General features: G+C 74.5%; 25 protein-coding genes and 1 riboswitch. Of the genes, 15 read left to right on the top strand and 10 right to left on the bottom strand.

All coding sequences use genetic code 11. The features are described 5' to 3' along the window. Window positions 1–62: 62 nt before the first annotated feature. Together ABZ493_RS00505 and ABZ493_RS00500 are read right to left on the bottom strand one after the other, a co-directional pair. Complete coding sequence (locus ABZ493_RS00505) at window positions 63–1,682, bottom strand: D-aminoacylase (RefSeq protein ID WP_430580226.1); 1,620 nt, start codon at window positions 1,680–1,682, stop codon at window positions 63–65. A 10-nt stretch (window positions 1,683–1,692) separates the two neighbouring features. Next, window positions 1,693–3,030 carry an amino acid deaminase gene (locus ABZ493_RS00500; protein ID WP_430580225.1) on the bottom strand — a complete coding sequence of 446 codons (1,338 nt, stop codon included), beginning with the start codon at window positions 3,028–3,030 and terminating at the stop codon, window positions 1,693–1,695. 105 nt (window positions 3,031–3,135) lie between these two features. Between ABZ493_RS00500 and ABZ493_RS00495 the strand changes: the two genes are divergently transcribed. Further along, entirely contained in the window at window positions 3,136–3,552 is a 417-nt protein-coding gene (locus tag ABZ493_RS00495; RefSeq protein WP_430580224.1) for a RidA family protein, read from the top strand. Here the strand turns inward: ABZ493_RS00495 and ABZ493_RS00490 are convergent. From ABZ493_RS00490 to ABZ493_RS00475, 4 genes are read right to left on the bottom strand one after another with little or no spacing between them, the layout of a single operon-like run. Beyond that, complete coding sequence (locus ABZ493_RS00490) at window positions 3,540–4,391, bottom strand: Nif3-like dinuclear metal center hexameric protein (protein ID WP_430580223.1); 852 nt, start codon at window positions 4,389–4,391, stop codon at window positions 3,540–3,542. The two genes, ABZ493_RS00495 and ABZ493_RS00490, sit on opposite strands and share 13 nt — an antisense overlap. Window positions 4,392–4,437: 46 nt before the next feature. Next, the gene (locus tag ABZ493_RS00485) at window positions 4,438–5,220 is read right to left on the bottom strand and encodes an HAD hydrolase-like protein (RefSeq protein ID WP_430580222.1); all 783 of its coding nucleotides are present in this window, start codon (window positions 5,218–5,220) and stop codon (window positions 4,438–4,440) included. Continuing rightward, window positions 5,217–5,786, bottom strand: a complete 570-nt coding sequence (locus tag ABZ493_RS00480; RefSeq protein ID WP_430580221.1) for an AAA family ATPase — start codon at window positions 5,784–5,786, stop codon at window positions 5,217–5,219. Before ABZ493_RS00480 ends, ABZ493_RS00485 begins: the two co-directional genes overlap by 4 nt. A 7-nt stretch (window positions 5,787–5,793) precedes the next feature. After that, entirely contained in the window at window positions 5,794–6,345 is a 552-nt protein-coding gene (locus ABZ493_RS00475) for a DUF1992 domain-containing protein (RefSeq protein WP_430580220.1), read from the bottom strand. Window positions 6,346–6,427: 82 nt separating this feature from the next. Here ABZ493_RS00475 and ABZ493_RS00470 point away from each other — a divergent pair, with 82 nt between their 5' ends. The 3 genes from ABZ493_RS00470 (at window position 6,428) to ABZ493_RS00460 (ending at window position 9,069) form a co-directional block, all read left to right on the top strand. Continuing rightward, entirely contained in the window at window positions 6,428–7,609 is a 1,182-nt protein-coding gene (locus ABZ493_RS00470; RefSeq protein ID WP_430580219.1) for an aminotransferase class I/II-fold pyridoxal phosphate-dependent enzyme, read from the top strand. Window positions 7,610–7,774: 165 nt separating this feature from the next. Continuing rightward, entirely contained in the window at window positions 7,775–8,581 is an 807-nt protein-coding gene (locus ABZ493_RS00465) for an endonuclease/exonuclease/phosphatase family protein (RefSeq protein ID WP_430580218.1), read from the top strand. Beyond that, a complete protein-coding gene (locus tag ABZ493_RS00460; RefSeq protein ID WP_430580217.1) occupies window positions 8,578–9,069 on the top strand; it encodes a DUF6328 family protein in 492 nt (163 codons plus the stop codon). Before ABZ493_RS00465 ends, ABZ493_RS00460 begins: the two co-directional genes overlap by 4 nt. Before the next feature lie 24 nt (window positions 9,070–9,093). On the opposite strand, the gene ABZ493_RS00455 is transcribed toward ABZ493_RS00460, so the two are convergent. Next, the gene (locus ABZ493_RS00455; protein ID WP_430580216.1) at window positions 9,094–9,414 is read right to left on the bottom strand and encodes a hypothetical protein; all 321 of its coding nucleotides are present in this window, start codon (window positions 9,412–9,414) and stop codon (window positions 9,094–9,096) included. A 186-nt stretch (window positions 9,415–9,600) separates the two neighbouring features. On the opposite strand from ABZ493_RS00455, the gene ABZ493_RS00450 reads away from it, so the two are divergent. The 9 genes from ABZ493_RS00450 (at window position 9,601) to ABZ493_RS00410 (ending at window position 18,413) form a co-directional block, all read left to right on the top strand. Further along, window positions 9,601–10,509: a LysR substrate-binding domain-containing protein gene (locus tag ABZ493_RS00450; protein ID WP_430580215.1), complete on the top strand. Its 909-nt coding sequence runs from the start codon at window positions 9,601–9,603 to the stop codon at window positions 10,507–10,509. Between the two features lie 72 nt (window positions 10,510–10,581). Further along, window positions 10,582–11,235: a DUF308 domain-containing protein gene (locus ABZ493_RS00445; RefSeq protein ID WP_430580214.1), complete on the top strand. Its 654-nt coding sequence runs from the start codon at window positions 10,582–10,584 to the stop codon at window positions 11,233–11,235. A gap of 79 nt (window positions 11,236–11,314) precedes the next feature. Next, window positions 11,315–11,421, top strand: a riboswitch (glycine riboswitch). Window positions 11,422–11,633: 212 nt separating this feature from the next. Next, the gene (gcvP, locus tag ABZ493_RS00440; protein ID WP_430580213.1) at window positions 11,634–14,654 is read left to right on the top strand and encodes an aminomethyl-transferring glycine dehydrogenase; all 3,021 of its coding nucleotides are present in this window, start codon (window positions 11,634–11,636) and stop codon (window positions 14,652–14,654) included. A gap of 80 nt (window positions 14,655–14,734) precedes the next feature. Next, window positions 14,735–15,898 carry a glycine cleavage system aminomethyltransferase GcvT gene (gene gcvT, locus ABZ493_RS00435; RefSeq protein ID WP_430580212.1) on the top strand — a complete coding sequence of 388 codons (1,164 nt, stop codon included), beginning with the start codon at window positions 14,735–14,737 and terminating at the stop codon, window positions 15,896–15,898. 100 nt (window positions 15,899–15,998) lie between these two features. After that, window positions 15,999–16,367: a glycine cleavage system protein GcvH gene (gene gcvH / locus ABZ493_RS00430; RefSeq protein ID WP_430580211.1), complete on the top strand. Its 369-nt coding sequence runs from the start codon at window positions 15,999–16,001 to the stop codon at window positions 16,365–16,367. Between the two features lie 250 nt (window positions 16,368–16,617). Continuing rightward, on the top strand, window positions 16,618–16,848 hold the full coding sequence (locus ABZ493_RS00425) for a LuxR C-terminal-related transcriptional regulator (protein ID WP_430580210.1): 231 nt from the start codon (window positions 16,618–16,620) through the stop codon (window positions 16,846–16,848). A gap of 118 nt (window positions 16,849–16,966) precedes the next feature. After that, on the top strand, window positions 16,967–17,404 hold the full coding sequence (locus ABZ493_RS00420; RefSeq protein WP_430580209.1) for a (deoxy)nucleoside triphosphate pyrophosphohydrolase: 438 nt from the start codon (window positions 16,967–16,969) through the stop codon (window positions 17,402–17,404). Between the two features lie 91 nt (window positions 17,405–17,495). After that, complete coding sequence (locus ABZ493_RS00415; RefSeq protein WP_430580208.1) at window positions 17,496–18,167, top strand: GAP family protein; 672 nt, start codon at window positions 17,496–17,498, stop codon at window positions 18,165–18,167. 105 nt (window positions 18,168–18,272) lie between these two features. Then, window positions 18,273–18,413 (top strand): DUF1269 domain-containing protein, encoded by a 141-nt coding sequence (locus tag ABZ493_RS00410; protein ID WP_430580207.1) that lies wholly within the window; start codon window positions 18,273–18,275, stop codon window positions 18,411–18,413. Here ABZ493_RS00410 and ABZ493_RS00405 read toward each other — a convergent pair. Together ABZ493_RS00405 and ABZ493_RS00400 are read right to left on the bottom strand one after the other, a co-directional pair. Continuing rightward, complete coding sequence (locus ABZ493_RS00405) at window positions 18,410–18,967, bottom strand: AAA family ATPase (protein WP_430580206.1); 558 nt, start codon at window positions 18,965–18,967, stop codon at window positions 18,410–18,412. The genes ABZ493_RS00410 and ABZ493_RS00405 overlap by 4 nt on opposite strands. Before the next feature lie 20 nt (window positions 18,968–18,987). Beyond that, window positions 18,988–19,521, bottom strand: coding sequence for a DoxX family protein (locus ABZ493_RS00400; protein WP_430580205.1), 534 nt, complete (start codon window positions 19,519–19,521; stop codon window positions 18,988–18,990). A gap of 154 nt (window positions 19,522–19,675) precedes the next feature. Between ABZ493_RS00400 and ABZ493_RS00395 the strand changes: the two genes are divergently transcribed. Next, on the top strand, window positions 19,676–22,582 hold the full coding sequence (locus ABZ493_RS00395; RefSeq protein WP_430580204.1) for an FAD-binding and (Fe-S)-binding domain-containing protein: 2,907 nt from the start codon (window positions 19,676–19,678) through the stop codon (window positions 22,580–22,582). Here ABZ493_RS00395 and ABZ493_RS00390 read toward each other — a convergent pair. Beyond that, the gene (locus ABZ493_RS00390; protein ID WP_430580203.1) at window positions 22,525–23,490 is read right to left on the bottom strand and encodes an EamA family transporter; all 966 of its coding nucleotides are present in this window, start codon (window positions 23,488–23,490) and stop codon (window positions 22,525–22,527) included. The two genes, ABZ493_RS00395 and ABZ493_RS00390, sit on opposite strands and share 58 nt — an antisense overlap. 40 nt (window positions 23,491–23,530) lie before the next feature. On the opposite strand from ABZ493_RS00390, the gene ABZ493_RS00385 reads away from it, so the two are divergent. Then, on the top strand, window positions 23,531–24,016 hold the full coding sequence (locus ABZ493_RS00385; RefSeq protein ID WP_430580202.1) for a MarR family transcriptional regulator: 486 nt from the start codon (window positions 23,531–23,533) through the stop codon (window positions 24,014–24,016). The last annotated feature ends 2 nt before the right edge of the window (window positions 24,017–24,018 follow it).

The following is a 24,018-nucleotide window of genomic DNA, read 5'->3' as shown; positions in this document are numbered from 1 at the left end:
GTAAGGAACCCGGCGCGCCTGCGCGACCGGGCCGCGCCGGGCCCGCCCGCGCTTCTCCTGTCTCAGCGGGTGCCGCTCCCGGTGCGCCGCAGCGCGCGGCCGGGGAGGGCGTCGGTGCGGACGCCGTCGTCGTCGATGACGGCGACGCCGTCGACCAGGACCAGGTCGATGCCCGTCGCCTGCCGGCGCGGGTCCTCGAACGTGGCGGTGTCCTGGACGGTGTCGGGGTCGAGCAGCACGAGGTCCGCGGCATGGCCGGGGCGGACCAGGCCGCGGTCGACCAGCCTCAGTCGCGCCGCGGGACGGCCCGTGAGGTGGTGCACGCAGTCCTCGAGCGTGAGGACTCCGAGCTCGCGCACGTACCGCGCGAGGTAGCGCGGGAACGTGCCCCACGCGCGGGGGTGCGGGCGGCCGCCCACGAGGATCGCGTCCGAGCCGCCCGTGTGCGTGCGGTGCTGCATGATCGCGCGCACGTTCTCCTCGTGGCCCACGTGCTGCAGGATCGTCGTGCCGAGGCGGTCGGCGATCAGCTGCTCCACGAACACGTCGCCCGGCGCGCGGCCCTCGTCGCGGGCGATCGCCTCGACGGTGCGGCCGACGCGGCCGGCCAGCGCGGGGTTCTGCACCCCGCTGATCTCGATGGTGTCCCACTCGGCCACGCAGCCGTGGCAGCCGTCCGTGCCGACGTGCTCCAGCTCGTACAGGATGCGCTCGCGGTCGGCGGGTTCGGCCAGCCGCGCCAGCAGCGCGTCCGGGCCGCCCGAGAACGACCAGCTCGGCAGGATCGCGCTCAGCGTCGTCGAGCCGGGCAGGTACGGGTACGTGTCGAGCGTGATGTCGACGCCGTCGTCCAGCGCCCCGTCGATCAGGGCGAGCAGCTCGCCCGCACGGCCCCTGTTGGGCCCGAAGTTCATCGTCGCGTGCGTGAGGTGCAGCGCGCAGCCCGTCGCCCGGGCCAGGTCGATCATCTCGGCGTAAGCCTCGAGCGCGCCCTTGCCGTACGACCGGTGGTGCGGGCTGTAGTAGCCGTCGTGCGCGGCGACGACGCGCAGCAGCGCGGCGAGCTCGTCGTCGTCGGCGTACATGCCCGGCGTGTAGGTGAGGCCGCTGCTCATGCCGAGCGCGCCCTCCCGCATCCCCTGGGCGAGCAGCTCGCCCATCCGCGCGACCTCCGCGGGCGTGGCCGGGCGCTCGTCCGGCCCGACGACGAGCAGGCGCAGCGTGCCCTGCGGCACCAGGTAGGCGGCGTGGCACGCGATCCCGCGGTCGAGGCGGTCGAGATAGCCCGCCACGGACTCCCAGTCCCAGGCGAAGCCGGGCGGGTCGTCGTTCCAGCCCGCGATCTGGGCGCGGATCGCGGTGCGGGTGCGCTCGTCGACGGGCGCGAACGACAGCCCGTCCTGGCCCAGCACCTCCAGCGTGACGCCCTGGCTCACCTTCGCCGTGTGGTCCGGGCTCGCCAGGATCTGCACGTCGGAGTGCGCGTGCATGTCGATGAAGCCGGGCGTCAGCGCGCGGCCCGCGGCGTCCACCGTGCGGTGGGCGCCCGCCGAGCGCGCCTCGGAGCGACCGTCGTCGACGGCGGTGATGCGACCGCCGGTCACCGCGACGTCGGCGACGACGCCGGGCGCGCCCGTGCCGTCGAGCACCAGCGCGTCGCGGATCAGCAGGTCGGCGGCCATGCCCCGCCCCTCAGAACCAGGTCCGCACGAGGTCGACGACGACCGGGTCGGCCGCGTCGGCGTCGTCGACCACCGGCACGAGTGTCCACTTGTCCATCGCCGTGCACGGGTGCGACAGGCCCAGGCGCAGCTCGTCGCCGATGCGCAGGTCGGCGTCGCCGTCCCACCGAAGGAAGCCGTGCTGGTCGTTCAGGGCGGTGACCTGGACGCCGGTCACCGGGGACGGCGTGTCGCCCGCCGCCCGTGGGCGGCGGAGCTGCACCTCCGGCAGGCCCTCGTCGAACGGCAGGTCGCGCTTGCCGGCGTCGAACAGCGCGAGGCCCGGCTCGGGCTGCGAGCTCACGCGGACCCAGGCGTGCATCGCGCTGCGGAACCCCGGCCCGCCGCTGCGCGGCTCCTCGCCCAGCGGGGAGACGTGCCGGTAGAAGCCGTCGTCGTGCACCACGTACGCGCCGCTGCGCAGCACCACCCGCGTGCCCGTCGCGACCAGCGGCGACATGACCTCGTCGACGACGTCGAAGTACGCGCTGCCGCCCGCCGTCACGACCGGCACCTCCACCTCGTACCGCCCGTCGGCCGCGAGCCGCTCGTGCACCTCGACCATGTCGCGCAGGTAGCCGCGCACCACGTCCCGGCTGTGCGCGTCAGAGTCGTGCGCCAGAGCGCCCTCGTACCCGCCGACGCCGGCCAGGCGCAGGTGCGGGGACGCGACGACGCGCTCCGCCGTCGCGAGCGCCGTGTCCAGGTCCCGGGCGCCCGTGCGGCCGCCGGCGCCGCCGCGCTCGACGAGCACGTCGATCGGCGGGCGCGAGCCCGACGCGCCCACGTGCGCCGCGAGCGCGTCGTGCATGAGGTCCACCGTGTCCGGCGAGTCCGCCCAGACCAGCACCCGCAGGTCGCGGTCGGCGGCCAGCTCGTCCGCGATCCAGCGCAGCGCGAGCGGCGAGATCACGCTGTTCGCCACCATCGCGCGGCTCACGCCGAACTCGAGCGCCACGGCCAGCTGGAACGGGTTCGCGACCGTGATCGCCCACGCCCCTGCGTCGAGCTGCTCAGCCCACAGCTGCGGCGCCATCGTCGTCTTGCCGTGCGGGGCGAGGTCGAGGCCGCGCGCGGCGCACCAGTCGGCCATCACCCGCAGGTTGGCGTCGAGCGCGGACCGGGACAGCGTGAGCAGCGGGGTGGGCAGCTGCGACAGGCGGGGTCGGCGCTCGCGGACCTCCGCGACGGTCAGCCCCCACAGCTCGGGCGGGATCGCCTTGTGCCGCCAGCCGACGCGCTCGCCGTCGCGGGCGGCGACCTTCTCGTGGTCGATCCGACAGGTGTCCTCGGCTCCGGTACCGTCCATCGTCAGGCCCTCCTCGTTCCCCGTCGACGGTGCGACGATGCCGCACCCGCCGCCGAGATGCACACCGGGTCCGACGTGGCCGCCCCACCCCGAAAGGACGAGCACATGCCTGAGCAGACCCCGAAGACCGCGATCTCCACCGACCAGGCCCCCGCCCCGGCGCACACCTTCCACCAGGGCGTCCGGGTCGGCAACCTGCTCCAGGTCTCGGGGCAGGGCCCCGTGGACCCGGCGACCAACGAGTACCTCTACCCCGGCGACGTCGCCGCGCAGACCACGCGCACGCTGCAGAACGTCGAGGCGATCGTCAAGGCCGGCGGCGGCACGATGGCGGACGTCGTCATGCTGCGCGTCTACCTCACGACGCGCGACGACTTCGGCGCCATGAACGACGCGTACGGCGCGTTCCTCACCGAGCGGCTGGGCCCGGACGCCGTGCTGCCGTCGCGCACCACCATCATGGTCGGTCTGCCCCGCGAGGAGATGCTCGTCGAGATCGACGCGCTCGCCTACGTGGGCTGAACCGCGGCCGGGCGGCCGAGGTCCGGTGCGGGCAGGAACGTCACCGGCACCTCCGGCACGACGTCGCGCAGCCAGTCGGCGAAGAACGCCATCCCCGCCTGCTCGGCCGGCACGTGCCCGGCCACGACCAGCCCCTTCGGCGCGCCCCGACCGGTCGCGCCGAGGTGCGCGGCGTCCAGCGCGTACGACTGGGTCTCCCACTCGTGCGCCTCCCCCACGACGACGGCGTCCACGTCGTCGCGACGCAGCAGCGCGCGGTTGCGCGCGAAGCCGCGGAACCCCAGGTCCAGGCCGACGCGGCGCACCCGCTGGTCCGGGTCGCCGACGAGGCGGGCCGTGCGTGAACCGAGCGCCGTCGCGACGTGCGCGGCCAGCTCGCCCAGCGTCGTCGGGCCGACGTCGCACACCGACGCTCCCTCGGCGGCCGGGTCGAGCGACCAGCCCAGCGCGCGGGCCGCGCCCTCGTCGACGCCGTCCGGGCGACGGTCGTGCCAGGCGTCGTGCGCGCGCCACACGACGAGGCCGTGCTCGGCCACGAACGCGCGCTTGGCGGCGAGCACGGGGTCGTTCTCCGCCTCCAGGTCGGGCACCGCCGCGCCCGTGTGGTCGTAGTCGGGCGGCTCGTGCGTGACGACGACGTTCGCGCCCGCCGCGACCGCGCGCTCCAGCACCTCGAACGTGGCCAGCGTGGTCACCGCGACGCCGCGCACCAGGGTGCCGGGGTCGCCGGCCATCAGGCCGTCGACCGTCGTCGGCCGCGGCGTCACGGCCAGCGCCGCCGCCGCGCGGGAGACCAGGCACGCGGCGGTGAGGGTCGGGTCGTGCGGGCGCGTCGTCACGGCGTCACGGTAACCGCCGGCGCTGACGCTCCCGTGCCCGGCGCGATCAGGCGTCGCTGAGCAGCCCCGGCAGCGCGGTGACGTCGTCCAGGACGTGCTCGGGCCGCGGCAGGGAGTCGTCGTCGGCCTGCCGGGCGAACTTGCCGGTGCGCACCAGCACCGTGCGGACGCCCGCGGCGCGCCCCATCGCGACGTCCGACGAGCGGTCGTCGCCCACCACCCACGTGCGCCCGGGCTCCGGCGCCGGGGTGACGGTGCCGAGCGCGAGCCGCAGGAACTCCGTGCTCGGCTTGCCCAGGGTGCGCGCCGTCACCTCGGCGCCGTGCTCGATCGCGGCGACCACCGACCCGGTGTCGAGCGCGGGCCGGCCGTCGCGCAGGAACCACCGTCCGTGCTGCAGCGCCAGCAGCTCCGCGCCGCCGAGGACCGCGCGGAACGCGGCGTCGAGGGCGGGGTAGTCGAGCACGTCGTGCACGTCGCCGACCAGCACGTGCGTCGGGTCGGCCTCCGGCCCGACGACGTCGAGGCGCGCGGCGAGCTGGTCGCGGACGGCAGCGGTGGCGAGCACGTGCACCCGCGCGCCGGTGGCCTCGAGATCGGCCACCGCGGCATCCACCGGGGTGAACAGCTCCGCCGCGTCCAGGCCGAGACCCATCCGCCGAAGGCGCGCGACGATCGACGCCGAGTCCTGCGAGTCGGTGTTGGTGACGAAGCGGACGGCGTGTCCCGCGTCGCGCAGCGCGGTGACCGCGGCGTCGGCGCCGGGGACCAGCCGGTCGCCCTCGTGCACGGTGCCCTGCAGGTCGAGCAGGACGGCGTGCCGCGTCATGGCCGCGCTCCCCCGGTCGGCACCCGGACTTGCACCCGCAACGCCCCGGCCCGCAGCAGGTCGCGCACGCGCTCCGCGAGCCGGTCGGCCGGCGCGCCGTCGTCCCGCAGGACGGCGGCGTCTCCCGTGCTCTCGGCGTCCGCCGCGAAGGCCGCGTGCATGTCCTGCGTGGCGCCGGGGTCGTCGAAGCCGTGCCCCGTGCGCGCCGCCACGCGGGCGAGGCACGCGTCGACCGGCGGCAGCAGGACGACGCGGTGCACGGCGACGCCGGCCTCCCGGGCGAGGGCGGCGAGGTCGGTCGTCGCCGCGCGGTCGAGGACGCCGTCGTAGACCACCCAGGCGCCGGAGCGCGCGAACTCGACGGTCGCGGCGAGCGCGGCCCGGCCCGCGTGCGCGGTCTGGGGCGCGGCCTCTGGCCGCCAGGGGTCGACGGCGCCGGTCCGCCACCGCCCGAAGAACCAGTCGGCCTCCAGCAGCACCGAGGGGTCGAGCAGGTCGGCCAGGGCCGACCCCACGGCGGACTTGCCCGAGCCTGGCGGGCCGGTCACCACGACGACGTCGCCCACGGCGGCCTCAGAAGATCCCGCGAGCGCGGCGACGCTCGCGCCACCGCTGCACCTCGCGCTCGACGTCGCGCGTGGGTGTCACGACCGGTGGCCCGCCCATGAGCTGTCGGCGGGCGTCGACGACGCGCGCGTTGAACTCCTCGACGGTCTCGCGGACCCGCTTCTCCTCCGGCTCGCGGTCGAGCGTCTCGTCCAGCTCGGCGTCGTCGCGGCGCAGCTGCGCGGCAGGCAGGACGCCGGTTATCTGCTCGCGCTCCACGAGGTTCTTGAGCCACCAGTCCGGGTCGTGCGTGCCGCGCAGCCCGGGGATCGGCTTGCCCTCCAGCGGCAGGTCGTCGAACTCGCCCCGGCGGATCGCCTGGTCGACGACCGTGTCCACCCACAGGGCGCGGTCGTCCATGCGGCGCTTGGCCCGTCCCGGCCCGGCGCCCGCTTCCTCGGGTGCGGGGTCACCGGCCTCCTCCGCGGCCGCGGCATCGGCTGCCGCCTCCCGGTCCACCTGGTACTGCGCGGCCCGGCGGGCCGGGTCGCCCTGGTCGTCACGGCGGCGTCGGAACATCGGCATCCCTCCGGTTCGTGTGCTCCCAGACTAGGGCGGACCGTCCGTCGCGGGCGGTGCGGGACCCGGCATGATGGGCCGTATGAAGGTCTCCCGTCGCAGCCATGTGCCGCCGTTCGCCGTCATGCAGGTGCTGGCGGAGGCCAACGAGCGCCGCGCGGCCGGGCACGACGTGCTCAACCTGTGCGCGGGCGAGCCGTCCACGGGGGCGTCGGACGTGGTGCGGGAGAAGGCGGCGGAGCTGCTGCGCACGGCCGACCTCGGCTACACGGAGTCGATGGGTGTGCCCGCGCTGCGGCGCGAGATCGCCGGGCACTACCGGCGCTGGTACGACGTGGAGGTCGACCCCGCGCGCATTGCCGTGACGACCGGGTCGAGCGGCGGGTTCCTGCTCGCGTTCCTCGCCGCGTTCGACGTCGGCGACCGGGTCGCGCTGGCCCGGCCGGGCTACCCGGCGTACAAGAACATCCTCGCCGCGCTGGGCTGCGAGGTGGTCGAGCTGGACTGCGGGCCCGACACCCGGTACCAGCCCACGGTCTCGCAGCTCATGGAGGCGTACTACGAGGGCGGGCTCGACGGGCTGGTCGTCGCGTCCCCCGCCAACCCGACCGGCACGATGCTCCCGCCCGCCGAGCTGGCCGCGCTGGCGCGCTGGTGCGAGGAGCACGACGTCCGCCTGATCAGCGACGAGATCTACCACGGCATCGCCTACTCGGCCGATGTACAGCAGGCCACCGCTGCGATGTACACGGGATCGGGTGCCGTGGTGGTGAACTCGTTCTCCAAGTACTGGGCGATGACCGGCTGGCGGCTGGGCTGGCTCGTGCTGCCCGACGAGCTGGTCGGCCCGGTCGACGCGCTCGCCGGCAACGTCGCGCTCTCGCCCCCGGCGCTGGCCCAGCACGCGGGCGTCGCGGCCTTCTCCCCCGCCGGGTACGCCGCCGCCGCGGAGAACGTGGCACGGTACGCGGCGTCGCGCGCCACCCTGCTGGACCGTGTCGACGAGCTCGGCTGGCGCCCCGTCGCGCCCGCCGACGGCGCGTTCTACCTGTACGGGAACGTCGCCGGCTTCCGCGACGCCGTCGGCGGCGACTCGGTGGCCTACTGCCGCCGCCTGCTCGCCGAGGCCGACGTCGCCATCACCCCCGGCGCGGACTTCGACGCCGTGGGCGGGGGCGACTGGGTGCGCCTCTCCTTCGCCGCGGCGCCGGACGTCGTCTCCCGCGCGGTCGACCGCATCGTCGCCTGGCACCGCACCCTCTGACGCCGAGGTAGTCCCAGGCCCCGCGAGGTAGTCCCTCCTCCGCGAGGTAGTTCCCGGAGGTCCGCTCGTGGGTGCGAGACACGGCGTCCTGCGGGAGGCTCGCACTACCTCGCGGCTCCTGGAACTACCTCGGCGGGGCGGGGTTGCCTCGTGGACGGAGGACGGATGATCCGGCTGGTGACGGCGAACATCCAGCACGCCCTGGTGGACGGGAGGCTCGTGGACCTCGATCGGCTCGGCACCGCGCTGGCCGCCCTCGACGCAGACGTCGTGGCGTTGCAGGAGGTGGACCACGGCCAGGCCCGGTCCGACGGCGAGGCGCAGGCCTACCGGCTGGCCGCGGCGCTCGGGATGCGGGAACACCGCTTCGTCCCCGCGGTCCGCGGGCCGCTCGACCCCGGGTGGCGTCGTCGTCGCGCCCCGCGCTCGGCCGAGGGCGACGACGGACGCCTGCCCGCCCCGGCGGGCTACGGCATCGCGCTGCTGAGCCGCCACCCGGTCCGTGCGTGGCGCGCCATGCGGCTGCCGGGCCTGAACCTCCCGGGGGTGCCGCCGCTCGGCGTGGACGAGCCGCGCGTCGCCGTCGTCGCCGCCGTGGCGACCCCCGACGGACCGCTGACCGTCGTCGCCACGCACCTGTCCCAGCGCGAGCCGTGGAAGGCCGCGCAGCTGCGGCGGCTGCGGCGGCGGGTGCGGCACGCGCCGCGCCCGCTGGTGCTGGTGGGCGACCTCAACACGCGCGGCGACCTACCGGCCCGGCGCACGGGCTGGCGCGAGCTCGTGCACGTGCAGACCTATCCGCGCACGCGGCCCTGGATCCGCATCGACCACGTGCTGGCCGACGGCCCGGTGACGGCCGCGTCCGCCGCTCGCGCCGTGGACCTCGGCGTCAGCGACCACCGCGCGGTCGTCGTCGACGTCGAGCTCGGGCGGAGGCACGACGACGCCCGCCACGAAGGAGGGGCAGGATGAGCGACGACGCCACGGACGTGTCCGAGCACGACCACGGTCGTGGAGAGACGCCGGAGCAGCGCTCGGACCGGAACTGGGTCGAGCTCCTGCAGGAGCTGCGGGTCATGCAGACCGGCGTGCAGATCCTGACCGGCTTCCTGCTGACGCTGCCGTTCCAGCAGCGCTTCGCGGAGCTGGACGACTACCAGATCACCCTCTACCTGGTCCTGGTGGTGCTGTCCGTCGCGACGACCGGGATGCTCGCGTCCCCCGTCGCGCTGCACCGTGCGCTGTTCCGCCGCCGCCTCAAGGAGGAGATCGTCACCGGCGGCGACAGGATGACGAGGGTGGCGATCGTCCTGATGGCGTTGGTCATGACGGGTGCCGTGATGCTCGTCTTCGACGTCGTCGTCGACCGGGTTGCGGGCCTGGTCGTGGGGGCGTCGGTCCTCGGCGTGCTCCTGCTGCTCTGGGTCGTCGTCCCGGTCGTCGTGCACCGCCGCAGCTGACGCGGCGGGCGACGGCGGAGCCGGTCAGGCGGCGAGGTCGACCTGCTCCGGCGACTCGACCCGCACGGCCTCGGCCTCGCGGCGGGCGGCGGCACGCGCCTTGCTCACGGTCATGAGCGTCTGCGCACCGATGACGATCCACGCCACGTTCGCGGCGGCGGACGGCCAGACGCCGTTGACCCCGGCGACGACGGTCATCACGACCGCGCCGGCCATGTTCGTGATCTGGAACGCGAAGGAGTTGGCGGTCCAGCGGCCCTTGCTCACCATCCCGTAGGCGACCAGCCCGGCGATGGCGCCGGCCCAGCCGAGGGCGGTAATCACGGTCAGCAGGGAGATCGTCATGACGGGCACCTCCGGGGGGTCGGCGTGGCACAGGTGTGCCACGGGAAGGAAGAACTGAGGATGTGGGGGACGCCGCTCCCGAGACCCGGGAACCGGAGAGCTCCGGCTGGCGTCGAAACGATTCTGCAGCACGATCTGCCTTCAGCACAATCAAATCCTTCTCCGACCGGCAGTTAGTATCTCTACATGGCCACAGACCCACGGAGACTTGCCTTCCTCCTTGCCGTGCACCGTGCCGGAGGCGTGCTCGCGGCAGCAGATCTTCTGCATGTCACCCCGTCCGCGGTGTCCCAGCAGATCGCCCGCCTCGAGGCCGAGGAGGGCATCGCCGTCCTCGACCGCGGACCGCGCGGCGTCACCCTCACCCCGGCGGGCCGCGTGCTGGCCGAGGCCGGCGAGCGGATCGAGGCCGAGCTGCTCGAGGCCCGGCAGGCGATCGCCGGGCTCGGCGAGGGGGTGAGCGGCACGGTCGTGCTGGGCGCCTTCCAGACGGCGATCCGCGCCGTCGTGGCGCCCATGCTGCTCGACCTGGCCGAGCAGTACCCGGCCGTGGAGGTGGACGTGCGCGAGCACGAGCCGGCCGAGGCGATCCGCATGCTGCGCGCCGGCGACCTCGACGTCATCCTGCTCGAGCGCGACGCCGACATGGACTCCCCCGCCCCCCGCGGCGTGCACGACGTCCCGCTGCTCGACGAGCCGTGGTGCGTCGTCGTACCGGCGGGGCTGCCCATGCCCGAGCGCCTCGACGACCTGGCGAACCTGCAGTGGGTCGGCGCCGAGGCCGACACGGCGTCCGACCGCGCGCTGCGCCGCCTGGCCCGCACGCTCGGCACGACCGTCAGCCAGCGGCACCGGTTCTTCGACTTCGACACGGCGCTCGCGCTCGTCGCGGCGAACCAGGGCGTGGCCATGCTGCCCGCGCTCGCGCTCCAGGGCGGGGACGTGCCGGAGGGCGTCGAGGTCGCGCGCCTCGCGGGCCTCGGTACCCGCCGGATCGTCGCGCGGCACCGTGCCACGCGGCACGAGCCCGGCCCGGCCGTGCGTGCCGTCGTCGACGCGATGGTCGAGGTGACGCGCGACCTCGAGCTCGCCTGAGGGTCGCTCCCGCCCGTGTCGTCGCAGGTCTCCGCCGCGCGACCTGGCGGGACCCCTCCTACCATCGCGAGCATGAGCGACACGACGTCGGGGCCGGCCGGCTCGTCGGGGGCCGCGCCCCTGTCCGACCGCACCTTCGGCGTCGCGCGCCGCCTCTGGGGCCTGGTGTACCTGAGGGCGCTGATGTACCTCGCGGCGGGGATCGTGCTGTTCGCGAACCCCGACCGTGGGCTCGTGTGGGTGCGGTGGCTCGTCGGCCTGGTGATCGTCGTCCAGGGTGTGCTGCTCACGCTCGAGGGCGCCCCCACCAAGCGGTCGGGCCGCCCGCAGGGCACGGGCGACGAGATCAGCTGGCGCCTGATCGCGGGCGTGGTCAGCCTGGTCGCGGGCGTCCTCATCATCGTGTGGCCGTCCCTCACGGGCCCGGTGATGTACCTGATCGTGGCGGTGTGGGCGTGCGCGGCCGGCGTGGTCGGCGTCATCGGCGCGCTGCGCGGCCGTGCGCTGCGCACGACGTCGTGGGACTGGCAGCTCGTCAACGCGGTGCTGTGGATCGTGCTCGGCCTGGTCATGCTGCTGCGGCCCAGCGCGGACGTCGCCACGGGGGCGCAGCTGCTGGCGCTCTACCTGGTGCTCGCCGGGGCGGTGCTGGTCGTGGGTGCGTTCGCCACGGGCACCCGGGACCACGACGCCCGCAAGGCCCGCGACGGCGCGGCGGCCGGGTAGGATCGGCCACGTCACACGGCAGCCCTGGCTGCCCCCACAACGCGGCCTCGCCCCCGGGTGCGGTTGCCACATAGCCGCTCGAACCGCGACGGGAGAGCTCGCGCCGTGCGCCGCAAGGTGGCCGGCCGGCGCCGAAGGAGCAACCCTCCCCGGGAATCTCTCAGGCATCCGTACCGTCGTGGCGAGGCAACTCTGGAAAGCGGCCCCGCTCGCCTTGTGGCAGGCGCGGGCCCACCGACGGTGCAAGTCGGCGCGCCCCGTCGACGTCGTAGGTCACGTCTGCGACGACGCCATGGCGGACCGGCAAAACTCTCAGGTCGACGCGCGCGCGTCCGATGACAGAGCGGGGAGGACCTGCCAGTCCCCCGCCTGCCCGGCCCGACCCTCGGAGCACCGACGTGACCACCCTCCCGGACCACTCGACCACCCCCACCGGCGTCGACCCCGACGTCTTCGCCGACCGGCACGTGGGCCCGCGCGGCCGCGAGGTCGCCACGATGCTCGACACCCTCGGCCATGCGAGCCTCGACGCGCTGGTGGACGCCGCCGTCCCCGCGTCGATCCGCACGGACCGCCCGTTGAACCTGCCGGCCGCCCGCTCCGAGGCCGAGGTGCTCGCCCACCTGCGCGACCTCGCGGGGAAGAACCAGGTCAAGCGCCAGATGATCGGTCTGGGCTACTACGGCACCGCCACTCCCCCGGTCATCCGCCGCAACGTGCTCGAGTCCCCCGCCTGGTACACGGCGTACACGCCGTACCAGCCGGAGATCTCGCAGGGCCGCCTCGAGGCGCTGCTGAACTTCCAGCAGGCGGTGGAGGATCTCACCGGCCTGGGGATCGCGGGCGCGTCCCTGCTCGACGAGGCCACGGCCGTCGCCGAGGCCGTCGCCCTCATGTGGCGGGCCTCGCGGGCGAAGAGCGGCTACGTCGTCCTCGACGCGGACCTGTTCCCGCAGAGCCTGTCGGTCACGCGCGGCCGCGCGGAGGCGATCGGCCTCCCGGTGGTCGTCGTCGGGCTCGACGGCGGCCTGGCCGCGGGGCTCGACGCGTTCGTCGCGGCGGGCGGCACGCTTCCCGACGGCGACCTGGTGGGCGTCGTGGTGCAGCAGGCGGGCGCGTCGGGCCGCGTGCTGGACGCGCGCGGCGTGGTCGCGGAGGCCAAGGAGCGCGGCGCGCTGGTCACGGTGGCCGCGGACCTCCTGGCCCTCACCCTGCTGACCTCTCCCGGCGAGCTCGGCGCGGACGTCTCGGTCGGCTCCGCCCAGCGCTTCGGCGTCCCCCTGTTCTACGGCGGCCCGCACGCCGCGTTCATGGCGGTGCGCAAGGGCCTCGAGCGACAGCTCCCGGGCCGTCTCGTCGGCGTCTCGACCGACGCCGACGGCGCCACGGGCCTGCGCCTGGCCCTCGCCACCCGCGAGCAGCACATCCGCCGCGAGAAGGCGACGAGCAACATCTGCACCGCGCAGGCGCTGCTCGCCATCGTCGCCTCGATGTACGCCGTGTACCACGGCCCCGACGGCCTCCGCGCGATCGCCGAGCGCACCCACGCCCGCGCCGCCGCCGTCGCGGCCGGCCTGCGCGAGGCGGGCGTCATGGTCGAGAACGACGTCTTCTTCGACACCGTCCGCGCCGTCGTCCCCGGCCAGGCAGGGCGTGTCGTCGCAGCAGCCGCAGACGCCGGCTACAACCTGTACAACCCCGACGCCGACCATGTACAGATCGCGTGCGACGAGACTACGACCGCCGACGACGTGACCGCCGTCCTCGCCGTCTTCACGCGGGTGCTGACGAACGCCGACACGGTGCAGGGAGCGGGGAGGTCGGAAAGCCCTCGCGCGGACGTAGATCTTCCCGAAGTGGAGGGCGCCCAGGCGCCCGTGAACGCGTCCGCGCGAGGGGTTTCCGACCTGCCCGCGGCCGTGACCAGGAGCACGCCGTACCTCCAGCACCCGATCTTCCACATCCACCGCAGCGAGACGTCGATGCTCCGGTACCTGCGGTCGTTGAGCGACAAGGACCTGGCGCTGGACCGCACGATGATCCCGCTGGGCTCGTGCACGATGAAGCTCAACGCGACGGCGGAGATGGAGGCCATCAGCTGGCCGGGCTTCGCGGACATCCACCCGTACGTGCCGGCTGACCAGGCACTGGGCTACGCGGAGCTGGTGTCGACGCTGGAGGCGCAGCTCGCGGAGATCACGGGGTACGCGGGGGTGTCGGTGCAGCCGAACGCGGGCTCGCAGGGCGAGTTCGCGGGGCTGCTGGCGATCAAGGGGTACCACCGGTCGCGGGGCGAGGAGCACCGCGAGATCGTGCTGATCCCGGCGTCGGCGCACGGCACGAACGCGGCATCCGCGGCTCTGGCGGGCCTGCGCGTGGTGGTCGTGGCAACGGCGGACGACGGCGAGATCCAGCTGGACGACCTGCGGGCGAAGCTGGAGCAGCACGGCCCGCAGGTGGCGGGGATCATGATCACGTACCCGTCGACGCACGGCGTCTACGAGGAGCACGTGCGCGAGGTCTGCGACCTTGTACACGATGCTGGTGGTCAGGTGTACATCGACGGTGCCAACCTCAACGCGCTGGTGGGCCTGGCGCGGCCGGGGGAGTTCGGCGGCGACGTGTCGCATCTCAACCTGCACAAGACGTTCTGCATCCCGCACGGCGGCGGGGGCCCCGGCGTGGGCCCGGTCGCGGTGGCGGCGCACCTGGTGCCGTTCCTGCCTGCGGACCCGACGCCCGGCGTGGACGCCCAGGACGGCATCGCGCCGGTGAGCGCAGCACCGCACGGGTCGGCCGGCATCCTGCCGATCTCGTACGCGTACCTGGCGCTCATGGGCCCGGACGGGCTGACCGAGGCGTCGAAGGCCGCCGTCCTCACCGCGAACTACGTGGCGAAGCGCCTGGACCCGTACTTCCCGGTGCTCTACACCGGCGAGAACGGCCTGGTGGCGCACGAGTGCATCCTCGACCTGCGGCCGATGACCGCCGCGACGGGCGTGACGGCGGAGGACGTGGCCAAGCGGCTCATCGACTACGGCTTCCACGCGCCGACGATGTCGTTCCCGGTGGCGGGCACGCTCATGGTGGAGCCCACCGAGAGCGAGGACCTCGCCGAGCTGGACCGCTTCGTCGACGCGATGATCGCCATCCGCGGCGAGATCGACCGCGTCGCGGCGGGGGAGTGGACCGTGGACGACAACCCGCTGCGCCACGCCCCGCACACCGCGGCGAGCGTCGTCGCCGACGAGTGGACGCACCCGTACTCCCGTGAGCTGGCCGCGTTCCCGCTGCCCAGCCTGCGGGGCGCGAAGTACTGGTCGCCGGTGCGCCGCATCGACGGCGCCAAGGGCGACCGCAACCTCGTGTGCGCCTGCCCGCCGCTGGAGTCCTACGCGGAGCCGACCCCCACCCACTGACCGCTGTGAGCGCGATTTCGGGGACTTTGCAGCCCCGAATTGTCCCCGAAATCGCGCTCACAACACCGAAGGGAGCCTCGATGGCCGAGGACCAGCAGGAGACGCAGGACAAGACCACGCCGCTGCACGACGAGCACGTCGCGCTGGGCGCCAGCCTCACCGGCTTCGGCGGGTGGCTGATGCCGCTGCGGTACACCTCCGACCTCGCGGAGCACCGCGCCGTGCGCGAGGCGGCGGGGCTGTTCGACCTGTCGCACATGGGGGAGATCCACCTGGAGGGCGCGGGCTCCGGCGCGGCGCTGGACCAGGCCCTCGTGGGCAACGCGAGCGCGATCGGCGTCGGCCGGGCGCGGTACTCGATGATCTGCGCCGACGACGGCTCCGTGCTCGACGACCTCATCGTGTACCGCCTGGCCGACGAGCACTTCCTCGTCGTCGCGAACGCGGGCAACGCGCCGCGCGTCGCGGCCGAGCTGGTGGCGCGGGCGGCCGGGTTCGACACCCTCGTCACCGACCGGTCCGCCGAGACCGCGCTGGTCGCGGTGCAGGGCCCGGAGGCCGAGGAGATCGTCGCCTCGCTCACGGCCGACGACGACGTCGACACGGTCCGCGGCATGAAGTACTACGCCTCCGCGCCGGCCACGGTGGCCGGGATCGGCGTGCTCGTGGCGCGCACCGGGTACACCGGGGAGGACGGGTTCGAGCTGTTCGTGCCCGCTGACCGGGCCGCGGAGCTCTGGCGGGCGCTGCTCGCGGCGGGGGAGGGGCGCGGCCTGGTCCCGGCCGGCCTGTCCGCGCGCGACTCCCTGCGGCTCGAGGCGGGCATGCCGCTCTACGGGCACGAGCTCGACCAGACCACCACGCCGTACGAGGCGGGCCTCGGCCGCGTCGTGAAGCTCGACAAGGCCGACGCCGACGGTGCGCCGCTGCCGTTCGTGGGTCGCGACGCCCTCGCGGCGCGCGCCCAGAGTGCGCCGGCGCGCGTCCTCGTCGGCCTGCGCGGCGAGGGGCGCCGCCCCGCCCGCGCGGGGTACGACGTCGTGCAGCGCGGTCTCGACGGCGCGGTGGGCGCCGTGGTCGGCCGTGTCACGTCGGGCGCGCCGTCACCCACGCTCGGCTACCCGGTCGCGATGGCGTACGTGACCCCCGAGGTGTCCGCCGAGGGCACCGAGCTGGCCGTCGACGTCCGCGGCCGCGCGGAGCCCTTCGTCGTCGTGCCGCTGCCGTTCTACAAGCGTTCGTAGGACGATCGTCCTCGTCCGCCGAGCTCCACAAGCGTTCGTAGGACGATCGTCCTCGACCCGTCCCGACCATCCGCCTGAAAGCCCCGAAGGAGCAGTCCCCATGGCCGACTTCCCCGAGAACCTCCGCTATTCCGCCGAGCACGAGTGGGTGGACGACGCGTCGCCCGCCACGATCGGCGTCACGTCCGTCGCCGCCGACGCGCTGGGCGACGTCGTCTACCTCGAGCTGCCGGAGGTGGGCGCGACGATCGAGGCGGGCGCCGTCGTCGGCGAGATCGAGTCCACCAAGTCCGTCTCGGAGCTGTACTCGCCGGTGAGCGGCACCGTGGTGGAGGTCAACCAGTCGGCGGTGGACGACCCGGCCGTGGTGAACTCCGACCCCTTCGGCGCGGGCTGGCTCTTCAAGGTGGACGTGACGTCCCGCGGCGCCCTGCTGACGGCCGAGGAGTACGCCGCCCAGGCGGGCTGACGCTTTCCCGGGACCCGTGACCGAATCGTGACCATCGGGCCTGAAATGCGTTGATTGCCTGGGATAACCGCGCTGACCTGCGACGACACGGCCGGCCGTGCCCTCCGACGGGGCGCGGCCGGCCGTCGCCGTCCCGGCGCGGCAGCGATCAGCGAGATTTCGCGTCATGACCGGGGCCCGTTCGCATCTTCATCCATGACGGCTTCCCCTGGTCGACCTTCGGTCGACGGCCGTCGACGGAGGAAGAACGATGAGCACGATCGAAATGGCCCCGGTGACGAACCGTCTGCTGACGCGGCGCGAGCGGGTGGTCCTGTCCAACCTGTCCGAGGACGTCACCCTCGAGCAGATCGCGACGAAGCTGTTCGTCACCCGGAACACGGTGAAGTCGCAGGTGCGCAGCGTGTATCGCAAGATCGGCGTCTCCAACCGGGCCGAGGCCGTCGCATGGGCGCGACAGGCCGGCGTGGGAGTCGGCTGAGCGCGGGAGGTGCGAGCCCCGCCCGACGACAGGGGAGGTCGTCGGTGCGGGGCTCTCGCACGTCCGGGCACCGGTCACGACCCTCGGCGGCGCGGCCCCGGATGGCAGACTCGCGACCATGACAGCACGCCGCCTCGTGGTCGCCGCCGCGATCGTCGACGACCTCGACCGTCCGGCGCGCCTGCTCGCCGCACGACGCAGCCGGCCCGAGCACCTCGTGGGCCGGTGGGAGTTCCCCGGCGGCAAGGTGGACCCGGGGGAGACGCCGGTCGAGGCGCTGCACCGCGAGCTCATGGAGGAGCTGGGGGTGCGGGTCGAGCTCGGCGACGAGCTCCCCGGCCCCGACGACGGCGGCTGGATCATCACCGACCGGCACGTCCTGCGGCTCTGGCTCACGGTCGTCACCGACGGCGAGCCGCGCCCCCTCGTGGAGCACGACGACCTGCGCTGGCTGGACCGGTCCACCCTGTTCGACGTCGACTGGCTGGACGGCGACGTCCGCATCGTCGAGGCGCTCGACGCCGTCCTGCACGACCGGGTCGACACCTCGCGCTGACACCTCGCGCTGACACCTCGACGGGCGACTCGACAGGCGGTCTCGCCCGGCCGCGCCTACGTTCGGACCAGACCCGGACGAAGGAGCACAGGTGGGCGCAGCGATCGGACAGTCACTCCCCGTGGCGGTGGGCGTCCTCATCAGCCCGCTGCCGATCGTCGCGGTGGTGCTGATGCTGGTCAGCCGGCGTGCCAAGGCCAACGCCGCCGCGTTCCTGATCGGCTGGTTCGTCGCGGTCCTGGTCGTCGTCGCGCTCGTCGCGGTCCTCGCCGGCTCGTCCTCGCCGGACGACGGCGGCCCGCCCGCGTGGGCGAGCGTCGTCAAGATCGTGCTCGGCGTGCTGCTGCTCCTGCTCGCCGTCAAGCAGTGGCGCGGGCGCCCCCGCGAGGGCGTGGCGCCCGAGACGCCGAAGTGGATGGCGGCGATCGACCAGTTCACGCCCGGCAAGGCGCTCGGGCTCGCCGTCCTGCTGTCCGCGGTCAACCCGAAGAACCTGCTGCTCGTCGTGTCCGGCGGCGCCGCGATCGCCGCGGCCGCTCCGGGGGACACGAACGCGCAGGTCGTGGCCGCCGTCGTCTTCGCGCTGATCGCCAGCGCCGGCGTCGTGACCCCGCTGGTCATCTACCTCGCGATGGGGGAGCGGGCCGCGAAGGTGCTCGACGACCTGAAGACCTGGATGGTGCACCACAACGCCGTGATCATGGCGGTCCTGCTGCTCGTGATCGGTGCCAAGATGCTCGGCGACGGCATCTCGACGCTCTGACCTACTCCCTACCGACGGCCGACGAGAAGAGCCGATCTCGTACACGCCCAGGAAGCCACTCCCGCGACGGCCGCGGCGAACCGCGAGGCCCGGGCGCTCTACTTCATGCCGGCCCTGTTCGCCGTGACCGAGGACGGCGACGTCGACCGGGTCGGCGAGCGGTTCCAGGGCCTGCACGCCAGGCTCATCGCCACCAACCTCACCGAGGCGGAGCGCGCGACGCTGCTGGAGACGTTCGGCTCCTAAGGACGGGGACCCAGGGTGCGCACCCAGCGCTCGACGGCGCGGTGGCTGCGCAGCCGCACGACCTGCACGTGCGGCGCCTCGCGCGCCAGTCGCTCGTCGAGGCCGCGCAGCGTGCGGCGGGTGCGCCAAGCCCACCGCAGGATGTGGTCGCGGTCGGTGAGGATCGTGCGCAGGGGCGGCTCGACGTTGCCGTTCCACAGCTCGGTGCGCCGCAGCCTGCGCCCCACGGTCCGCCGTCCGACCTGCCACAGCACGAGCGGCGTCGGCAGGTCGAGCCACACCAGCAGCTCGGCGCGCTCCAGCAGCAGCGGCCGCACCGCCCGGTACTGCCACTCGCTGACCCACGCGTCCTGCGCGACGACGGCGCAGACGTCGTCCTCGAACTCCGGGCGGGGCGTCCAGCCGGGCCCGTGATACAGGCTGTCCAGCTCCGTGTACGGCAGGCCGAGCGCGGCCGACACCCGTCCGGCGAGCGTCGTCTTGCCCGCGCCGGACGTGCCGGCGACGAGGATCCGGCGGGCGGTGACGGCGGGCGCGGGAGCGTCGGGGGGCACCCGCCGAGAGTACGGCGCGGTCAGGCCGTCGCGGCGTCGTCGAGCTCGCGACCCGCCTGTTCCCGCTCGCGCAGCCGCCGGCTCAGCGCCGCGTTGAGGAACGACGCGGACACGCCCAGGACGACGGCGCCCACTCCCCACCGGATGCCGCGTCGCTCGATCCCGAGGGCCCGGTCGAGCGACAGGGTGCCGGGGCCGTTCTCGGCGAGGTCCGCGAGGGCGGCCACGAGCACCAGGTTGTACTCATAGCCCCCGTCGGAGTTCCACAGGCCCTTCGAGGCGTGCACGTCGCGGACCGCGGACGCCATGACCCCGGTCAGGCCGGCCGCCGCGAGCGGCGTGCCGAGCCCGAGGGCGAGCATCGCGCCCGCGCCCGCCTCCACCACGCCTGCCGTCATGGCCTGCTGCCGCGGAGGGTGGTAGCCGAGCGCGGTCATCATCCCCTCGGTCCCGTCGAGACCGGGACCGCCGAACCATCCGAACAGCTTCTGCGTGCCGTGCGCCACGAACAGTCCGCCGATCGTGACCCGGCCCACCGTCCGAGCCAGCTGCATCGACCTCACCCGCCTCTCCGCGCCGTGCGTCCGGTCTTGGTGTCTTGGTGTCCTGGCGTCTCCGCCACGCTCCGGCCGCTGTGCCAGGCTCGCAAGCCGGACGACGCCGTGGGCGGGGGTCGCGCGGGGCGGGACGGGCTGCTGAACTGGGCGCATGGGTTCACCGGCGAGCCATCGCGACCGCCCGGCGTCGGGCTTCGAGCTCCGCGCCGACCTGCTGACGCGGGTGGCGCACGCGCACGACGCGTCGCACTACCTGCTGCGCCCGGAGGTGGTGGTGCGGGCGCACGACGTCGGCGGCGTGGTCGCCGCGATGCGGGAGGCGAGCCGGCGGGGCCTGCCGGTGACGTTCCGGTCGGGCGGCACCAGCCTGTCGGGGCAGGCGTCGGGCGCGGGGATGCTGGTCGACACCCGCACGCGGTTCGCGCGCGTGGAGGTGCTCGACGGCGGGGAGCGCGTGCGCTGCCAGCCCGGGGCCACGCTGCGGCTGGTCAACGGGCACCTCGCCCGGCACGGCCGGCGCCTCGGGCCCGACCCGGCGAGCGAGGTCGCGTGCACGGTCGGGGGAGTGGTGGCCAACAACTCCTCGGGGATGTCGTCGGGCACCACGCGCACGGCGTACCGGACGGTCGAGTCGATGACGGTGGTGCTGGCGAGCGGCACCGTCCTCGACACGGGGACCCCTGACGCCGACGCGCGCCTCGCAGCCCTGGAGCCCGACCTGCACCGCGGCCTGGCGGGGCTGCGCGACCGGGTGCGCGGCAGCGCGACGATGCGCGCGGAGGTGGAGCGGCAGTTCGCGATGAAGAACACCATGGGCTACTCGGTGAACGCGCTGCTGGACCACGACAGCCCGGTGAAGATCCTCGAGCACCTGATGATCGGCAGCGAGGGCACGCTGGGCTGGGTCGCGGACGTCACCTTCCGCACCGTGCCCCTGCTGACGAAGGCGGCCACGACGCTGCTCGTCTTCGACTCGCTGGAGCGCGCCACCGACGCGCTCGTGCCGCTGGGGGCGTCCGGCCCCGAGGCGATCGAGCTGATGGACGCCGCCTCGCTGCGCGTCGCGGCGGCCGACCCGAGGGCGGACGTGTCGATGCGGTCGCTCGCCCAGGGTGCCGGCATCACGGGCCAGACGGCGCTTCTCGTCGAGTACCGCGCCGCGACCGACGATGCGCTCGCGCCGCTGCAGGACGCCGCCCGCGCCGTCGTCGACGGTCTCGCGCTGGAGCTGCCCGCGGTGCTGACGACCGATCCCGCCACGCGCGAACGCCTGTGGCACGTCCGCAAGGGCCTGTACACGGCGGTCGCGGGCGCACGTCCGGCCGGGGCGACGGCGCTGCTGGAGGACGTCGTCGTCCCGGTGCCCGACCTCACCGGCACGGTGCGCGACCTGGGCGGGCTGTTCGCCCGGCACGGCTACGAGGACGCCGTGACGTTCGGCCACGCGAAGGACGGCAACCTGCACTTCATGATCACGCCGCGCCTCGGCGATGCCGCCGAGCTCGACCGGTACGCGGCGTTCAGCGACGACCTCGTGGGCCTGGTCCTGGGCCGCGGCGGCTCGCTCAAGGCCGAGCACGGCACGGGCCGCATCATGGCGCCGTTCGTGCGGCGCCAGTACGGCGACGACCTGTACGCCGTCATGCGCGAGATCAAGAGCCTGTTCGACCCGCGCGGCCTGCTCAACCCGGGTGTTCTCCTCACCGACGACCCGCGTGAGCACCTGCGCGACCTCAAGGTCGAGGCCTCCGCCGGCGGCGAGGACGCCCCGCTGGTGGACCGCTGCGTGGAGTGCGGCTACTGCGAGCCCGGCTGCCCCTCGCGGACCCTCACGACGACGCCGCGCCAGCGCATCGCGCTGCTCAAGGAGCTCGCCGTCGCGCCCGAGGGGGAGCGCGAGGAGCTGGCGAAGGCATACCGGTACTGGGGCGTGCAGACGTGCGCCGCCGACTCCCTGTGCGTGGAGGCGTGCCCCGTCGGCATCGACACCGGCACCGTGATGAAGGGGCACCGGGCGCGGTCGAACCCGGCGCTCGTGCAGCGGGGCGGCGAGGCGCTCGCCGGGTCGTGGGGGCCGGTCGTGGACGTGCTGCGCGGTGCGCTGGGCGTGGTGGAGAAGGTGCCGACGCCGGTGGTGCGGGTCGCGTCGGAGGTCGCGCGCGGCGTCGTCGGGACCGACGTCGTGCCGCGGGTCGACGCCGACCTGCCCGGCCCGGGGCCCCGGCGCGAGTCCGACGACCTCCCGGCGGCCGACGGCGGCGGTCCCCGGGCCGTGCTGTTCGCGTCGTGCATGGGCGAGCTGTTCGCCCCCGCCCCGCGCGGCCTGCCGGACTTCGACGGCAGCGCGCTCGGGGCCGAGCACGCCCTCCGGGCCCTGTGCGAGCGCGCCGGGATCGAGCTCGCCGTCCCGGAGGGCATCGGGGGCCTGTGCTGCGGCACGCCCTGGGCGAGCAAGGGCCTGCCGGACGGCGCGGCGCTGATGGCGCGGCAGGTGCTCGACGCCCTGTGGACGGCGACGCGGGGCGGGGAGCTGCCGGTCGTGGGCGACGCGTCGAGCTGCACGCACGGCCTCGTCGAGACGCCGCACCACCTCTCCGGGGAGGACGCCGAGCGCTTCGCGCGGCTGCGGGTCGTCGACGCCGTGACGTTCGTGCGCACCGACGTCCTGCCGGCGCTCGCGGCGCGCGGCGTCGACGTCGAGCGGCAGGGGAGCGTCGTCGTGCACCCCACCTGCGCGACCGTGCACCTGGGCGCCATGGACGACCTGCGCGCCGTCGCGGCCGCCGTCGCGGAGGACGCCGTCGTGCCCGCCGCATGGGGCTGCTGCGGCTTCGCCGGCGACCGCGGCATGCTGCACCCCGAGCTCACCGCCGCCGCGACGCACGCCGAGGCCGCCGACGTCGCGGCGGGGGAGCGGGCCCGGCCCGGCGGCCGGTACGACGCCTACGTCTCCAACAACCGCACCTGCGAGATGGGGATGACGCGCGCCACCGGCCGCGACTACGTGCACGTCCTGGAGCTGCTGGAGGCGGCGACCCGCGGCGCCGCCCTGCCCTGACCGCCCTCGTCCCGGGGCGGTGCGGGGCGTGGCGTCCGGCGTGCCGCGTTCACGAGCGCGACGCTGGCCAGCACGAGCCCGATGCCGAGGGCCTGGAGCCCGGTGAGCACCTCGCCCCCCGCGAGGACGCCGAGGGCGACGCCCGCGACGGGGTTCAGCAGGCCGATCACGCCCACGGCCCCGGCGGGGAGATGGCGGAACCCGCTGAACCAGCAGACGAAGCCGAGCGCCGTGGCGACGAGGCTCACGTACGCGAACGCGAGGGTCTCGGACACGGTCAGGGCGGGCGGCGCGCCCTCGACGAGCATCGCGGCGACGAGCAGCTCGAGGCCGCCGACGACGAGCTGCCACGCCGTGACCGTGAGCACCGGCGTCCCGTCCTGCCATCGCTTGGTGAGGACGGCCCCGACGGACGAGAGCACCATCGAGGCGACGGACGCCGCGATGCCCCAGCCGTCGAGCGCGCCGGTCGCGGTGCCGACGATCAGCAGGACGCCGGCGCCGCCCACGGCGGCCGCGACGACGACGCGCGGCGTGGGGCGCTCGCGGAGCAGGAGCCACGCCGCGCCGGCGATCGCGATCGGGCTGAGCGACATGAGCGAGGCGGCCACGCTGGACGGCAGCAGCTGGGCCGCGACGTACACGAGGCAGAAGAAGATCCCCATGTTGAGGGTGCCGAGCACGACCGAGCGCCACCACCAGGCGCCGCGCGGCAGCCGGCGCGCGACCAGCAGCAGGACGAGGCCCGCAGGGAGCGCGCGGATCGCCGACCCCCACAGGGGCGTGCCCTCGGGGAGGAGGTGGTGGGTCACGACGTAGTTCGACCCGAACGCGACCGGCCCGACCGCCGCGACGAGGGGCCAGCGGACGCGGAGCCAGGTCCGGCGTGCCCACGACATACTTTCCATGGAAACCACTCTACTTTCCGTGGAAAGTAGAGTGGTTTCCATGGCTGAGGTCGATCGCGTCGCGACGTTCGTCGAGCAGTGGCGCCGGGAACGCCCCGACCTCGACCCGAGCCCCATGGCGGTGATCGGACGGATGCGCCGCATCTCCGACGACTTCACCGCCGCCCTGGTCGCGAACTACCGCCGGTTCGGGATCGGGGAGGGCGAGTTCGACGTCCTGTGCGCGCTGCGGCGCGCGGGCGCACCGTTCGCGCTCCACCCGGGGGAGCTCGCGGAGCACACCATGGTGACGGCCGGCGCGACGTCCAAGCGGGTCGACCGGCTGGAGGCCGCCGGACTGGTCGCCCGGCAGGCGCGGGCCGACGACGGGCGCGGGCGGGTCGTCACCCTGTCGCCGGAGGGCCGCCGCCTCATCGACGAGGCGTATCCCGCGCACCTCGAGCTCGAGGACGGGCTGCTGGCCCCCCTCTCGCGGGGCGAGCGGGAGCAGCTGGAGGCGCTGCTGCGCAAGCTCGTCGCCGGGTAGGC

The sequence above is a fragment of the Isoptericola sp. NPDC019482 genome (genome assembly GCF_040632295.1).
In the GTDB taxonomy this organism is placed as follows: domain Bacteria; phylum Actinomycetota; class Actinomycetes; order Actinomycetales; family Cellulomonadaceae; genus Isoptericola.
This window is presented reverse-complemented; position numbering and strand designations above follow the sequence as displayed.

Coding starts and splice junctions, on each gene's coding strand:
- ABZ493_RS00505 (WP_430580226.1), bottom strand. CDS start 1,682: ATGGCCGCCGACCTGCTGATCCGCGACGCGCTGGTGCTCGACGGCACG.
- ABZ493_RS00500 (WP_430580225.1), bottom strand. CDS start 3,030: ATGGACGGTACCGGAGCCGAGGACACCTGTCGGATCGACCACGAGAAG.
- ABZ493_RS00495 (WP_430580224.1), top strand. CDS start 3,136: ATGCCTGAGCAGACCCCGAAGACCGCGATCTCCACCGACCAGGCCCCC.
- ABZ493_RS00485 (WP_430580222.1), bottom strand. CDS start 5,220: ATGACGCGGCACGCCGTCCTGCTCGACCTGCAGGGCACCGTGCACGAG.
- ABZ493_RS00475 (WP_430580220.1), bottom strand. CDS start 6,345: ATGTTCCGACGCCGCCGTGACGACCAGGGCGACCCGGCCCGCCGGGCC.
- ABZ493_RS00470 (WP_430580219.1), top strand. CDS start 6,428: ATGAAGGTCTCCCGTCGCAGCCATGTGCCGCCGTTCGCCGTCATGCAG.
- ABZ493_RS00465 (WP_430580218.1), top strand. CDS start 7,775: ATGATCCGGCTGGTGACGGCGAACATCCAGCACGCCCTGGTGGACGGG.
- ABZ493_RS00460 (WP_430580217.1), top strand. CDS start 8,578: ATGAGCGACGACGCCACGGACGTGTCCGAGCACGACCACGGTCGTGGA.
- ABZ493_RS00455 (WP_430580216.1), bottom strand. CDS start 9,414: ATGACGATCTCCCTGCTGACCGTGATTACCGCCCTCGGCTGGGCCGGC.
- ABZ493_RS00450 (WP_430580215.1), top strand. CDS start 9,601: ATGGCCACAGACCCACGGAGACTTGCCTTCCTCCTTGCCGTGCACCGT.
- ABZ493_RS00445 (WP_430580214.1), top strand. CDS start 10,582: ATGAGCGACACGACGTCGGGGCCGGCCGGCTCGTCGGGGGCCGCGCCC.
- gcvT (WP_430580212.1), top strand. CDS start 14,735: ATGGCCGAGGACCAGCAGGAGACGCAGGACAAGACCACGCCGCTGCAC.
- gcvH (WP_430580211.1), top strand. CDS start 15,999: ATGGCCGACTTCCCCGAGAACCTCCGCTATTCCGCCGAGCACGAGTGG.
- ABZ493_RS00425 (WP_430580210.1), top strand. CDS start 16,618: ATGAGCACGATCGAAATGGCCCCGGTGACGAACCGTCTGCTGACGCGG.
- ABZ493_RS00420 (WP_430580209.1), top strand. CDS start 16,967: ATGACAGCACGCCGCCTCGTGGTCGCCGCCGCGATCGTCGACGACCTC.
- ABZ493_RS00410 (WP_430580207.1), top strand. CDS start 18,273: ATGCCGGCCCTGTTCGCCGTGACCGAGGACGGCGACGTCGACCGGGTC.
- ABZ493_RS00400 (WP_430580205.1), bottom strand. CDS start 19,521: ATGCAGCTGGCTCGGACGGTGGGCCGGGTCACGATCGGCGGACTGTTC.
- ABZ493_RS00395 (WP_430580204.1), top strand. CDS start 19,676: ATGGGTTCACCGGCGAGCCATCGCGACCGCCCGGCGTCGGGCTTCGAG.
- ABZ493_RS00390 (WP_430580203.1), bottom strand. CDS start 23,490: ATGGAAAGTATGTCGTGGGCACGCCGGACCTGGCTCCGCGTCCGCTGG.
- ABZ493_RS00385 (WP_430580202.1), top strand. CDS start 23,531: ATGGCTGAGGTCGATCGCGTCGCGACGTTCGTCGAGCAGTGGCGCCGG.